This is a genomic window from Paenibacillus sp. SJS-P3 (assembly GCF_056711585.1).
In genome coordinates this window covers 1,996,775-2,010,471 of the sequence record NZ_CM160043.1, presented here as the reverse complement: position 1 = coordinate 2,010,471, position 13,697 = coordinate 1,996,775, and the positions used below count along the sequence as shown (strand labels likewise).

General features: G+C 59.2%; 11 protein-coding genes. 1 reads left to right on the top strand and 10 read right to left on the bottom strand.

Features of this window, described 5'->3' with window-relative positions:
• Positions 1 to 48 precede the first annotated feature (48 nt).
• Positions 49 to 177 (top strand): YjcZ family sporulation protein, encoded by a 129-nt coding sequence (locus AC06G8_RS09075; RefSeq protein WP_447661885.1) that lies wholly within the window; start codon positions 49 to 51, stop codon positions 175 to 177.
• A 227-nt stretch (positions 178 to 404) separates the two neighbouring features.
• On the opposite strand, the gene AC06G8_RS09070 is transcribed toward AC06G8_RS09075, so the two are convergent.
• From AC06G8_RS09070 to AC06G8_RS09025, 10 genes are all read right to left on the bottom strand, one after another.
• Positions 405 to 1,097, bottom strand: a complete 693-nt coding sequence (locus AC06G8_RS09070) for a class I SAM-dependent methyltransferase (protein WP_480285088.1) — start codon at positions 1,095 to 1,097, stop codon at positions 405 to 407.
• Between the two features lie 201 nt (positions 1,098 to 1,298).
• Complete coding sequence (locus AC06G8_RS09065) at positions 1,299 to 1,886, bottom strand: GNAT family N-acetyltransferase (RefSeq protein WP_480285087.1); 588 nt, start codon at positions 1,884 to 1,886, stop codon at positions 1,299 to 1,301.
• Between the two features lie 82 nt (positions 1,887 to 1,968).
• Positions 1,969 to 3,945, bottom strand: coding sequence for a glycoside hydrolase family 15 protein (locus AC06G8_RS09060; protein WP_480285086.1), 1,977 nt, complete (start codon positions 3,943 to 3,945; stop codon positions 1,969 to 1,971).
• Entirely contained in the window at positions 3,927 to 5,390 is a 1,464-nt protein-coding gene (gene glgA, locus AC06G8_RS09055; protein ID WP_480285085.1) for a glycogen synthase GlgA, read from the bottom strand. Before glgA ends, AC06G8_RS09060 begins: the two co-directional genes overlap by 19 nt.
• A gap of 205 nt (positions 5,391 to 5,595) precedes the next feature.
• Complete coding sequence (gene glgD / locus AC06G8_RS09050; protein WP_480285084.1) at positions 5,596 to 6,708, bottom strand: glucose-1-phosphate adenylyltransferase subunit GlgD; 1,113 nt, start codon at positions 6,706 to 6,708, stop codon at positions 5,596 to 5,598.
• A complete protein-coding gene (locus AC06G8_RS09045; protein ID WP_480285083.1) occupies positions 6,705 to 7,871 on the bottom strand; it encodes a glucose-1-phosphate adenylyltransferase in 1,167 nt (388 codons plus the stop codon). The genes glgD and AC06G8_RS09045 overlap by 4 nt, the downstream gene beginning before the upstream one ends.
• Positions 7,872 to 7,887: 16 nt before the next feature.
• Entirely contained in the window at positions 7,888 to 9,804 is a 1,917-nt protein-coding gene (glgB, locus tag AC06G8_RS09040) for a 1,4-alpha-glucan branching protein GlgB (protein WP_480285082.1), read from the bottom strand.
• A 297-nt stretch (positions 9,805 to 10,101) separates the two neighbouring features.
• Positions 10,102 to 10,557 (bottom strand): disulfide oxidoreductase, encoded by a 456-nt coding sequence (locus tag AC06G8_RS09035; RefSeq protein WP_480285081.1) that lies wholly within the window; start codon positions 10,555 to 10,557, stop codon positions 10,102 to 10,104.
• Between the two features lie 27 nt (positions 10,558 to 10,584).
• The gene (locus AC06G8_RS09030; RefSeq protein WP_480285080.1) at positions 10,585 to 11,316 is read right to left on the bottom strand and encodes a DsbA family protein; all 732 of its coding nucleotides are present in this window, start codon (positions 11,314 to 11,316) and stop codon (positions 10,585 to 10,587) included.
• A gap of 124 nt (positions 11,317 to 11,440) precedes the next feature.
• Positions 11,441 to 13,687, bottom strand: coding sequence for an alpha/beta hydrolase (locus AC06G8_RS09025; protein ID WP_480285079.1), 2,247 nt, complete (start codon positions 13,685 to 13,687; stop codon positions 11,441 to 11,443).
• Between the last annotated feature and the right edge of the window lie 10 nt (positions 13,688 to 13,697).

Below are 13,697 nucleotides of genomic sequence, written 5' to 3'. Positions count from 1 at the left end.
GCCTTGCCGACAGCTTCAATGAATCCATGTCACAGGAGGTATGCTAGATTGGGTTATCCTGTTGCAGGAGCAGCCGCAGGCTGCGGACCGTCTTGGGGAGGCCCGGGGGCCAGCATGGGCCTCATTCTCGTTCTGTTCATCCTGCTGGTCATCATTTCCCGCGCATTCTTCATCTAGCCTAGCAGCCAACATGAAGGGGCAGCTCCGAATGTCATGAAAATGACCGGGAGCCGCCCCTTTGCATGTTCAAATATGCAGGTCCATCGCACCTGCCTTTGTCGCCGCGATGCGGAAAATACCGGGCAGTGCATGACAATGCTTGTCCGCCTCCTCATGCGGCAGCATAAAAAGCCTCGATATTCCAGACGGCATTGCTGAGACAAGGGGGAAGCCCTGTCCATTCCTTACTCCAGCTTGCGATGCCACACGCCGGCGTATTCCGGCACGGTGCTCCAGCCGTTCCGCCTGACCTTCTCGGCCGTCTCCGGCCCGAAAAAGGCGCCCGTCCTCGCCGCAGCCTCGCAAACGTCCGCAAATCGGTAATCGACGCGGACGACGGTCCGCTTGAACCGATACTCTTCCTCAAGGCTTCGGAAATAAGGCAGCAAATGCTCTGGCGGCGAAGGCTCTGCGGCAGCCGTTCCATAGTTCTCGTACAGCACGATGTCGCCTCCGGGAATGCCGATCCGCTGCATCTCTGTCCATATCGCCGCCAGCCTCTCTTCCCACCCCGGCTGTGACGGTGCTGCGCCGTAACAGATCGACCAGCCGCCCAGAATGAGATCGTAAGCACGACTGTCCAGCCCCGTGCCGGCATGATCGGCCACAGCCAGCTTCAGCTTGCCCTCAGGCTGCAGGCCCGCATTCTCCCGAAGCCTGTCCAGCATTTGCTCCGATGAGTCCACCGCCGTGACGGAAGCCGCCACAGGCAGAACTTGAAGCGTCAGCCGTCCGGTTCCTGCGCCTAAATCCGCAATCCGCTTGCCTGTCGGATCAGCCAGCTCCCGCAAAACCGGAAGCAAGCTCGGCTGAGCGCCGATCAGCGCGTCGTAATTGGACGCTTCTCCCCTGCTGTAGTACTCTGCGTCTCTAGTCATAATATCGCCTCCACTGCCATCATGCGCCTTGACGCAGCGTCAAGGTCAAGAGCGCATCTCCATGCACGGACTTCAACGCTTCATCCGCTTGTCAGACGAGGCTGCCCGAATCGGAAGCCGGCCTGTTACCAGGCGCTTGTCGTTAAGAGGCCTGCAGAACCGCGGATCCGTTCCGCTGCCGCTCATCCCCGCAGCTGCTTCCTACCGGCTTGCGCCGCCGGCTGCCTGCTCTTCTTCCGCTTCGAGAGCTTCGTTGAGCAGCACCATATGATAATGGTCCTCCCATTTTCCGTTGATTTTCAAATATTTTCGGGCCAGCCCCTCTTCCTGAAATCCCAGCTTGCGCACGACCGAGAGAGAGGCTTCGTTGCGGGGAATGATATTGGCCTCGATCCGGTGCAGCCGCAGAGTGCCGAAGCCGTAGTCGACAATCGCCTTGACGGCTTCCGGCATATACCCTCTGCCAAGCAGTCCTCTGTCCAGGCGGTACCCCAATGTGCTGTTCTGAAACACGCCGCGGATGATATTGCTGAGAGCGACCGAGCCGATGACGGTGTCGGGAGCTTCCTTCAAGAAAATCCACAGCTTGCACATTCTGCCCGCTTCGATTTCGGCCCGGTCGGCCTCCAGCATTTTCCGCTGCGCGGTCAAGGTATAGAAGGATTCGGCGCGCAGCGGCTCCCACGGCTCCAGAAACTCGCGGTTGCGGCGCGCATACGAAGCCACGGCAGCGACATCCGCCGGCTCCGCCGTCCGCAGAATCAATCGATCCGTCTCCATGCTTTTCATCTTCATCATCCTTCCTGTTTTCAGGGCGAAAACAAATCCCGGCTCCAATAGCGGAGCCGGGACTGAAACCATCCTAACCAGTTTATACAGGACCCGCGCTTCCCGCAAGCTCCTTGTACTTGGCCGCGTACTTGCTCACGCTCTGCACGAAGGTCGCATGCGACCAAGTGAGCGGAGCGACGGACAGCGGCGAGCCGTCATAGGGATTGAGCTGCTCAGGCAGGACGCCGCTCTCCAGCGACTGGCGGACGACCCACTCCAGCGTGCGCTTGGGAGCTTCCAGATCGGCCAGGCTCGTCGCCGACTCGATCTCGAAGTTGGCTACCCACAGCGTGCATATGATCCACGGGTTGCCCGGAACCCGGTCGATCTCCCCGGATTGCTGGAAGTAATAGTCGTTCGTATAGCGGGCGATGCCGCCGACGTCGGTACGCACCGCCAGCCCTTCCCGAATCGCTTGCATCGTGCCGATGACACGATGATCGCTTGCCGGCAGCACGCCGAACTCCAGCACGGCGAACAAGCTGCTCTCCAGCGTCATATCCTTCACCCAGCGCCCGTCCTTCTGCACGAGTCCGCGGGCGAAGCGGCCGCTGTCCTCATCCCACAGATGTGTGAGCATGCCCTGCTTGATCTCCTCGGCCGTACGGCGGTAATGGTCGCTGCGCTCGTAGTCGCCGAACAGCTCCGTGAAGAAGCTGGCCGCCATGAGCCCGCCGTAGACGGAAGCGGTCGTATAGGTCCAGATGCCGTAACGTTCCTCCCACAGGTCGTAGCTCGGCTTCGGCAGCGACATCGAATGCTCCATATAACTGCTCAGGAAGGCGGCCGACTTGCGGATGAGGCTGCTGTACAGCGATTGGGGCAGCTCGATGACCTGATGGCGCTTGTAGTCTCTCCAGAGCGCGAACAGGACAAGCGCCGTCTCGTCTTCCTGGATCGGGAGCCGCTTGGTTCCCTGAACCATGTATGGATGCCAGCTGGAGCCTACCGTGCCGTCCGGATTGAACTTATGGTACAGGTATCCTTCAGGCGTAAGCGCCTGCGAGCAGAAGTGGAAGAACGGCGCGATCACGCTCTGATAGCCTGCCAGAGACATCGCATCGGCGACCAGCGCCCCATCCCGCGGCCACATGTAGCTGTAATGGTCCCGGTTGTACTGCAGGATATCGGTATCGTTGGCCGCGATGATCGCTCCCCGCTCGTCGGTCTGCGTCCGCACCATGAGCAGGCTGAGGCGGAACATCCGCGCCACTTCCGGAGGCAGGTCGCCCAGATCCCTCTCCGCGCGTCCCAGCCAGTGGTTCCAGTAGATGACGATCCGGCTGAGCAGCTTCTCGGGATGGTTCTCCTGGACGTACTGGTTCAGCTCCTTGACCTCTTCCAGGCTCTTGCCGATCGACATCCAGTAGTACACCGTCTTCTCCCCGCCCGCCGGAACGACGGTGCGGAAGCTGATCGTGCTGTCGACAGAGCCTTGGGCGATCGCATTGCCCATGAGGGTGCCGTCCTCGGCATCCCTCCATGTTCCTTCCGCCGAATGGAACCGCTTGATCCCGGTCGAATACTGGGTCATGCCGCCTTCGTCGGAAAATCCGTTGAACATGAAATACGACGAGCGCTTGTAGTGGAACAGCGTATGGTTGTCGGGATAGTAGGCGGCCGTATCGCCGACCTCGGAGCCGTCGATCATGAGATCCTGGTGGAAGAACAGCCGGTATTCCCTTTCCCTGTCCGACAGGTTGCGGATGACGACGCGCTTGAGGTAGATGCATTCGCGCTGATGGATGCCGTCGTTCATCTGCAGCTCCGTCTGGAGCCCGCCATGGCGGGCGCTGACGTTCGTGACCAGGGAATCCTCGACATAGTCCAGCTTGGACTCCCAGGCCGAGTCCTCGAGCCAGCTGAATTGTCCCTCGGTCCAGATGCCGAGGCGGCAATATTGGCCGCCTACATGATTGAGCTGTCCGACGTACGGATAATAGATATCCCGGATATAGCTGTTATGATCAAGGTTGAGAAGCATTTTTCCGTTGCCGATTACAAGGTGACGGGCCATGATTCCTTCTCCTTCCGCTCAGGTGCTAGTTGTTCGTAGAGGCCGATGTAGGACTTGGCGGAACGGCTCCAGCTGTAATCGTCCTTCTTGCCGTTGCTGACGATCACCTTCCAAGCTTCTTCGTTGCGGTAATAATGCAGCGCTCTCCGTACGGTATGCAGCATGTCATGAGCGTTGTAATGCGCGAAGCTGAAACCGTTGCCTTCCCCAGTGTATTCGTTGAACGGCTGGACGGTGTCCTTCAGTCCTCCCGTCTCTCTCACGATCGGCACGGTTCCGTAGCGCAGCGCGAGCAGCTGGCTGAGGCCGCAAGGCTCGAACTGGGAAGGCATGAGATACAAGTCGGAGCCGGCGTAGATGCGGCGCGCGAGCCCGTCGTCGAAACCCGTGCGGATGCTGCATTTGTCATATCGGGAATGCGAGGCTTGGCGGAACATCTCCTCGTATTTCCATTCTCCGGATCCAAGAATCGCGAACTGCACGTCTTCTTCGAGCAGCTCGCCGAATACGGCGTCGATCAGGTCGAAACCCTTCTGCTCTACCAGCCGGGACACGATGCCGATGACCGGAACGTCCGCCCTCTCGGGCAAGCCCATCTCCCGCTGCAAAGCGAGCTTGTTGGCCAGCTTGTACGGAGCGGTGCCGTCCAGCTTGGCATGGAGCGCCTTATCCGCAGCCGGATCGAAGTCGGCCGTGTCGATGCCGTTGACGATGCCCGCCAGATCGGCCGCTCTCCAGCGCAGAAGGCCATCGAGCCCTTCCCCGTAATAAGCGGTCTTGATTTCTTCGGCATAACTCGGGCTTACGGTCGTAAGCTTGTCCGCGTAGAGAAGGCCGCCCTTCATGCAGCTAGCCGCTCCATTGTATTCCAGGCCGCCCTCGCTGAATATCTCCGGCCCCATTCCGATCATATCCATCATGTCCTGCTGGCCGAATATGCCCTGATACCGCAGGTTATGGATCGTGAACACGGTGCGGATGCCGCCCAGCACCGCATCCTGGAAGTAGCGGCGCTTGAGCAGGAAAGGCACGAGTCCAGCCTGCCAATCGTGGCAGTGCAGCACATCGAAGCGCGTGTCCATCCTGCGGACCGCTTCAAGCACGGCGATGCTGAAGAACACGAAGCGCTCCGGATCGTCGCCGTAGCCGTACAGTCCGCCCCGGCGGAAGTAATGCTCGTTGTCGATCAGATAATAGACGACCCCGCCGACCTCTCCCCGGAGAAGTCCGCAATATTGCATCCGCCATCCCATCTGGACCGAGAAGGTGTCGATCGTCTCGAAATGCTGCAGATGCTTCCAAGGGATGCTTTCGTATTTGGGCAGGATGACGCTGGCTCCTACCCCGTTTTCCAGCAAAGCTTTGGGCAATGCGCCGGCCACGTCGGCAAGACCGCCCGTTTTGGCCAGCGGCACAGCCTCCGAAGTCACGAACAATACATTCACGGCAGGTTCCCTCCTGGACAGCGCAAGCGGCGGTAGATGTCCATACCGGCCGCCCGCCTGTCTTTCTATCATCTAGTATCGGTTTGGAAGAGTCATTCTATTCGCTTTCAGAGAAAAAAGCTGCATTCGCTAGACAAGATGGACCTTAGATAGAATTCGCCTGCCTCCCCCTAAAGAAAGAAGGTCCCGATAAGAGAAAAGACCATTAAATGGTCTTTCTCTTGCCGGATACGAAAGGCATGCTTTCCGCGCCGCGGATGTCGCGGTCGGCTTCAACGCTGCTTTCCTTATCCAATATGACCCGGTCAAGCCGGGTGCCCGCTCCGATCGTTCCGTTCTGCATGACGATGCTGTTGCGGATGACGGCGCCTTTGCCGACGTGGACGCCGCGGAACAGCACGCTGTTGATGACGGTCCCTTCGATCTTGCAGCCGTTGGCGATCAGGGAATTGCCTGTCATCGCTCCTTCGAGGTAACGGGTAGGAGGCTCATCCTTGGTCTTGGTAAAGACCGAGCCCGGCTGGAAGAACAACTCCCTCCACACCTCGGGGCGAAGCAGCTCCATGCTCGTGCGGTAGTAGGATTCCACCGTATTCACGACGCCGAGGAAGCCCTCATGGAGATAGCCGTATATTCTCAGGCTGTCCAGGCGCGAGAGGATCGCGTGGCGGACAAGATGGTCCTGGCCCTGCGCCAGCGATGTCTGCACGAGATCCATGAGCAGATCCTTCTTCATGACATAGATCTCCATAGAATGAAGAGAGCTGTCCATATTGCCGAAATGATCCTGCATCTGGACGACGCGGCCGTCGGAGGCAAGCTCGACCTTGCGCGTCTTGCCGCCGAGCATGTCGGCCTGCTGCTTGCAGACGACGGTAACGTCGGCATTCATCTGCTCATGGTAATCGAGAACCGCGTCGAGATCGACGTTGCATACCATCTGGCTGCGGGTCACGACGACGTACTCCAGCTTGCAGCGCTGGAAATAGTCGCGGTGCTGGTAGAACTGGAACAGGTCTCCCCGGCTCAGCTCCTGGATGCTGTCCGAAGCCGGCGGAAGAATGAAGAGGCCGCTTTGCCGCGTATGCAGATCCCACGGACGGCCGGATCCCAGATGGTCCATGAGCGAGCGGTACTTCGTGTGGGCGAACACGGCTACCTTTTGGATGCCGGAGTTGACCATGCTGGAGAGCGTGAAGTCGATCAGCCTGTATCTGGCCCCGAACGGGACGGTAGCCGGACAGCGGTATGACGTGAGGCTTTCCAGCTCATCCGTCTCGTGGATAAGGTTCACGACGCCCATCGCTTTGTTGATCATGGCTGCTCCACCTCCTGCATTTTTGGACTGCGGCTGATCTTCTCGTCGCTGCCGACGACGGCAATGTCCGGACTGTCGGGGGATCCCATGACGACGCCCGGCTCGATGACCGCTCCCTCGCCGACGATGGCGCGGTACAGCTTCACTCCCTCGCCGATGACCGCTCCCGGCATGATGACCGATTCGCGGATGAAGCTGCCGGCGCCGACTTCCACGCCATGGAACAGGACCGACCGCTCGACGACGCCTTCGACGACGCATCCCTCGGTGACGAGAGAGTCGGAGATGGACGCCTCCGGAGAGACATAATGGGCCGGACGGTTGTGGCGGGCGGAATAGATTCTCCACTCGTCGCCGCCGAGATCGAGCTGAGGCTCGTCGCCGAGCAGATCCATATGGGCCTCCCACAGGCTGTCGATCGTGCCGACGTCTTTCCAATAGCCCTTGAACGGGTACATATGAAGCCTGATGTCGTCCTCCAGCATGCGCGGAATGATGTCCTTGCCGAAGTCATGGCTCGACTTGCGGTCGCCTTCGTCGAGGATGAGGTATTTCTGCAGCACTTTCCAGGAGAAGATATAGACTCCCATGGAGACCACGTTGCTTACGGGATGCTTGGGCTTCTCCTCGAAGTCCGTCACGCGGCAGTCCTCGCCGATATGCATCGTGCCGAACCGGCTGGCTTCCTTCAGCTCGACCTCCAAACCGGCGATCGTCACATCCGCTCCGATCTCCTTGTGATGCTCCAGCATCTTCTCGTAGTCCATCTTGTAGATATGGTCGCCGGAGATGACCAGCACGTATTCCGGCTCATAGCGGTCGATGAATCCCATATTCTGATAGATGGCATTGGCGGTTCCTTTGTACCAATCGCCGCCTTTTGATTTGACGTACGGGGGGAGCACGGCCATTCCGCCGTCGCTGCGGTCGAGCCCCCATGGGCTTCCGATGCCTAAATACCGGTTCAGCTCAAGCGGCTGGTACTGAGTCAGGACACCGACCGTGTCGATGCCTGAATGCATGCAATTGCTCAAGGTAAAGTCGATAATCCGGTATTTGCCGCCGAAATGGACGGCCGGCTTGGCCAGATCCTTCGTCAGGACTCCCAGCCGCTTGCCTTCTCCGCCGGCAAGCAGCATGGCGATCATCTCTTTGTGGCCCATGGTACCCATCTCCTCGTCAATGTGTTCCCCGCGGCCGGAATTCGAGTAGCTGGAAGCTTAGCGGGGGCAATTCCACGGTAAGGCTGTGATCTCGTCCGTGCATGGGTTCAGGCTTGCTGAGATAGTAGGTCGGCAGCCCGTCGAGGCTGCCTCCATATATGGAATCGCCGCTGTGCAGAAGAAGGGAGTAGCGCCCCTTCTTCGGCACTCCGACTAGGAATTCCCCATAGTTGTTGCGCGAGAAGTTCGCGACGGCCACGGTGAACTTGCCGCCTTCGCCCCTTCGGATGAAGGAGACGACGCTCTGGGAAGCGTTGTCCGCGTCGATCCACTCGAAGCCTTCCGGATCGTAGTCCTTTTGCCATAGAGAAGACAGCTTGCGGTAGAGATGGTTCAGCTTGCGGGAATAGTGCTGCATCTGCTGGTGGGAGTCGTACTCCAGCACCATCCAGTCCAGCGATTCGCTATCCTTCCATTCGTCGAACTGCCCGAATTCTCCTCCCATGAACAGCAGCTTTTTGCCGGGGTGGGTCATCCAAAATCCGTAAAACAGGCGGAGGCCGTCGAACTTCTCCCCGTAGCTGCCGGGCATCTTGTTCAGAAGCGAGCGCTTGCCGTGCACGACCTCGTCATGAGACAAGGGCAGCACGAAATTCTCGGTATAAGCATACATAATGGCGAAGGTAAGAAGATTATGCCGCTTCGGCCGCTCGGAAGGATCAAGCTGCATATAACGGAGCATGTCGTTCATCCAGCCCATATTCCATTTGAAGTTGAAGCCAAGCCCGCCTTCATGGACGGGAGCCGTCACGCCGGGCTCGGACGAGCTGTCTTCGGCGATCATGAGAGCGTTCGGGAAATAACGGAACACGGTTTTGTTGAGATTCTGCAGGAACTCCACCGCCTCCAGATTGCGCGTCCCCCCGTACCGGTTGAGGCTGTGCATCTCCGGCGGCTTATCCATCGTCAGATCCGTCATGCTGGCGACGGCATCGACGCGAAGGCCGTCCACGTGGAAGACATCCATCCAGTAGATCGCGTTGGAGATGAGGAAGCTTTGGACCTCGGTCCGGCCGTAGTCGAAAGCGTTGGTGCCCCACAGCGGCTTCTCCGCCAGCTTGGGATCCGCTCCCTCATAGATCGGCGTGCCGTCGAACTGCCTGAGCCCCTGCTCATCCTTGCAGAAATGGGCAGGCACCCAATCGAGGATGACTCCGATTCCTTTGCGGTGGCAGCGGTCGATGAACTTCATCAGGCTCTTCGGACTTCCGTAACGGCTGGTCGGAGCGAAATATCCGGTGATCTGGTACCCCCAGGACTTGTCGAAGGGATGCTCGGCAAGCGGCATCAGCTCGATGTGGGTATAGCCCATCTTGACGACGTAATCCAGCAGCTCGCCGCCGATCTCGTCGTAGGAGTAAAAGATTTCCTTGCCTTTGATCTTCCAGGTTCCCATATGGATCTCATAGGTGAGCATCGGCTCCTCGTAAGGAGATGCGCTTTGCTTGCGGGCTTGCCATTCTTCGTCCTTCCACTTGTAGCTGCCGAGATCGGCTACGACGGAAGCCGTGCCCGGCCTCAGCTCCGAGGCGAAGGCGAACGGATCCGCCTTCATCAGCCTGCGGCCGTCGGAAGTCATGATCTCGTACTTGTACATCGTCCCGGCCTTCAGGCCCGGAATGAACAAGGACCAGCAACCTGTTCCTCCTGCCGGTTCCATCGGATGGGAAGATCCGTTCCAGCCGTTGAAGTCGCCTGCGACCCGGACTTCCTTGGCGTTGGGCGCCCAGACCGTGAAGCGGATTCCGCGTCTGCGGTTCTCGAGCACGCTGTGCGCGCCGAAGGTGCGGTAGGCGTGATGAGCCTCTCCGCGGTTGAACAAGTAGAGATCTTTCATGAATGCTTTATCCGGCAAATCTTGTACGATTGGCATGGGGCACCTCCGGAGGAATGGGCTGTTCGGGGCGGTCGTCATGTTCGGCATGCCTAGTCCTTCAAGTATATCAAAACATCCGGATAAGGAGATAAAAATCGTCATGTAACCGCTTTATAAACGGACTCGCCTTAATCATATACCCACGCCTTTAGTCTTACAATCAAAACCTGTTTGCAAATAAAAAAAGCCTGCATCGGATGCAGGCTGGGGCATTTGAGACGGTGAAAAGCATGCCGATTCTTGTCGATATGTGTCTATGGTCGCAGTTGACGCAGGTCCTGGTTCCTTCATTGCCTAGGATCGGTGCGATCCCTTCCTGCCTGCCAACAGGCAGAACAGCACGGCCGCGAAGGCCGTCATCGACATCAGAGGAATCGTAATGAACCCGAGCCAGTTGAGATAGTCCCGGTTGCATGGCACGCCTGATTTGCACGGCACGAATTCCGCCAGGGAAGGATTCCAGATTTCAAGGTTGTGGTAGAGGGCGATCAGGAATCCCGCGGCAGCCAGAGGCAGAGCGTATTTGGCGATGCCCCTGTCCCCTTTGTATACCGCGACGCCGAGAATGACGGCCAGCGGATACATGCAGATGCGCTGGTACCAGCAGAGGTCGCAAGGAATGAACCCTTTGACCTCGCTGAAGTACAGGCTGCCGAGCGTCGCGAGGAGGGCGACCATCCAAGCGAAATAAAAGCGGTAACGAGGCCAGAAGCCTTCGACCGGCTGCTCTTCTTCTTCACTCCGTGTCATGAATGCTCCGTCACTCCTTGGGGGCGGTCAGGGTTGTTTGCTTGCGGCCTCGATCTGGCTCTTGAGATCGTTGTAATCTTTGAAGCTCACCAGCTTGCCGTTGAGGAACAGCGTCGGAGTGCCCTGCACGCCGGTCTTGGCGGCCAGGGAATTATGCTCCTTTACCCGGTCCGTGTAGACGCCGCTCTCGATCTCCGACAGCATCTTGTCGTAATCGATGTCGATCTTCGCATCCTTGGCGATCTGCACGAGCTTCTCAGGCGTCGCCCATGCGGTGTTCTCATCTTCTTGATTGGCATAAAGAGCTTCATAATAAGTCCAGAAAGCATCCGGCTTCTGCGTCCGGACCGCTTCAGCAGCTTCGGCGGCCGTGATGGAATCCTTGCCGAGGAAAGCGTAGTTGGCAAAATAAAGCGACGCTTTGCCCGTGTCGATGAGGTCCTTTTGAAGCTGCGGCTTGTACGATTCGGCGAACGTTTTGCAGCTCGGGCATTTGTAATCGCCGAACTCGACGAGCTTGGCCGGAGCGTCCGCGCTGCCCAGACGAGGCAAGTCGGCATAATCGAAATCATACGCCTCGGACGAGGTCTTGGATTGATTGTTGATGCCGAGGATGATGACGGCGGCTACCGCGACGACGGCGAGGGAAAGCCAGATAAGCGCCCCGTTGCCGCCTTTTTTCTTGCTCGGATTGACATAGGCCTTGCTGCCTTGGCTCTTGTTCCTGTTCTTGCTCTTGTTGGCGGAGGATTTGCTCAAAAGGGCGTCCAACCTTTCCGTGATCCCTTGAACCGGATCGTTTGCGATTTATGGAAATAAGTTCAATAAGCACTTACTAAAGTATAGCCAGCGTTGGACAAGGGCGTCAAGTTCCCTAAACCTCTCAATCAGGGGAAGAAATCGACGATTCGGAGAAATCCGGACCATAAAAGGCGATATTGTCCAGCATCAGCTTGCCGGGTCCGCTTCCGGCGGATCGGAAGCGGATCTCGACGGATACGAGCTCATCCGTGTCCAGACGCGGATTCAGCATGGCGAACAGCTTCATCGGCATCCGGTACGAATGTAGGACGGAAGCGGCGGCGGCCATGTATTTCCCTTTGCTCCACCCTTCCGCCAGCCAGGACATGCGCATGTAGCGCGGAGCTGCGGCAGGGGTGATCGGCTCGACAGCAGCCTGGGAAAATTGTCCATCGGCATCGGTCACGCGGACGGTCGCGGAAATCTCCTGAGGCTGGCAAGGGGAGCCGTCCGCCTCGCACAGGTCCAGGGAGCGGCTGGCAGCGGAGAAAGCGACGCCGCCAGCCGGCTGAAGGAGCTGCGGCGACTCCAGGCGAAGCCGGTAGTACCCCTCGCCGCTGCCGGCGTTCCAGGAAAAGACCCCGGCCAGGCTGCCTTGCCCTCCTCCGCTGCGGCTCGGAACGGGCTCGACGGTCGCCGTCAAGCCGGGAGCCTCTTCCGCTGCCGGCGCGCTTGCCGGGCTGGCTGCGTCTTCGAAGTCCTGAAGCATCCGGTAGGATCCGTCTTCATATTGAATGGAATAATCGGGAGACCGGACTCCGGGGATGCTGTCGCGGGGATCGCGGATCCTATCTCTCGCTTCCGCATCGCTGCGGAACACCGCATCCATAAAGGCGGAGATGAAATAAGAAGCGACTGCACGCTGCTCCTGTCCGCTGAGAAGCCCCTTCTGGCTCAGCAGCAGCCCGCCCGGGAGCGAATTGTCCATCGTGCCCCAGTCGCTGTTGAACCGGCTGTGGTTCGCATCCGGGATGTAGACGGCCGCTTTGAAATCATCGGAGTCAGGTTCGATCCCGGTCCGGTTGTACTGCCGTTCTCCGTAGAAATCCGTCAAGTCCGCGTCCCGGTCGCCTTGCAGGACGAGATAGCTGACCCCGCTCAGCTGCGCCCGCTCTCCGTCCGTGATCGTATCGGTCGGCGCGAGAGCCGCGACGGCAAGGATGGAGACGCCGTCGACGCTGCTGCCGAACCAGCGGGAGGCGTCCGCGGCCATAGCTGCGGCCTGTCCGCCCCTGGAATGGCCGATCAGCGCGGTCCGGGACAGGTCGATCCGGCCATAGAACGGATTGTCCGGCAGCTCCGCCCATTCGGCCAGCTGCTCCAGATGGCGGAGGAGCAGCCAGGACCGCAGCAGCATATCGTCATCCGGGATATCGGACCAGAGTGAATAGTTCAGGAAGTTCTCGTCCACGGATACGGCCGCATACCCGCGGGAAGCGAGCATCTCCCCGAGATAGGCATAGCCTTTGTCGGAATCCTGCTCGGCGAGGTGGTTGCCGTGCACCAGCAACGCCAGCGGCGCCGGTTCCTTATCTTCGGGCAGCCATGCCGTTCCGTTGAGCGGCAGACGGGAAGGATCGAACCCCCAGTAAAGGCTCTTGATCCATGTCCATGAGGGCAGCAGCGAGCTCGCATCCGCCGTTCTGGATACAAGCATGGCGTCTTCGCCGAACTCCTCCCTTCGGTCCGAACCGCTGCCATAAGTGAACACCTGATATCCAGCCTGTCCGCTCGAAGTCGGAGAAAAAGCGTAGTCTGCCGACTCCCCTGCCATTCGCTCTCCGATGTCTTCGGACATTCGGACAGCCATGGGCAGCAGCAGCAGAAGCGACGCTGCGAAGACGGCGAATCTGAATGCAGGCTTGCCGCTGCCCGGGCGTCTGCGCCTGTCCGCTCCGGCATGCAGGGCGGACAACAGCATTCCCGCCGCCATTCCGCAGGCAGTGAAAGCCGCTGCGAGCATGATGGACACGGTCCATCCGGCTCCCGATAGTTTCAGCGCCGCGCAGGCGCCTGCAAGCAGGGCAGCCGCCCCGCCCGCAAACAATCGGGGCAGCGGAAGGCGGACCAAGGCGAACACAATGGCAAGCAGCATGGAGAGCAAGCCCAGAACCGCTGTCGCGGCCAGCACCATCAGCATGGCATCCTGCGCCGCCCCGAATCCGGTAGGAGCGCCCATCGCGGACGCGGAAGCCAGGAAAGCTCCCGCTGCCCATAGACCTCCCCATGCCCTTCTCCAGAAAAGGCTGTCCCGCTCCGCGAAGCGGAGCCATCGCCGCGAACGGTCCCGGACCTGGGCCGGGGCGATGATATTCCGTTCAACTGACATCGGCTGATTC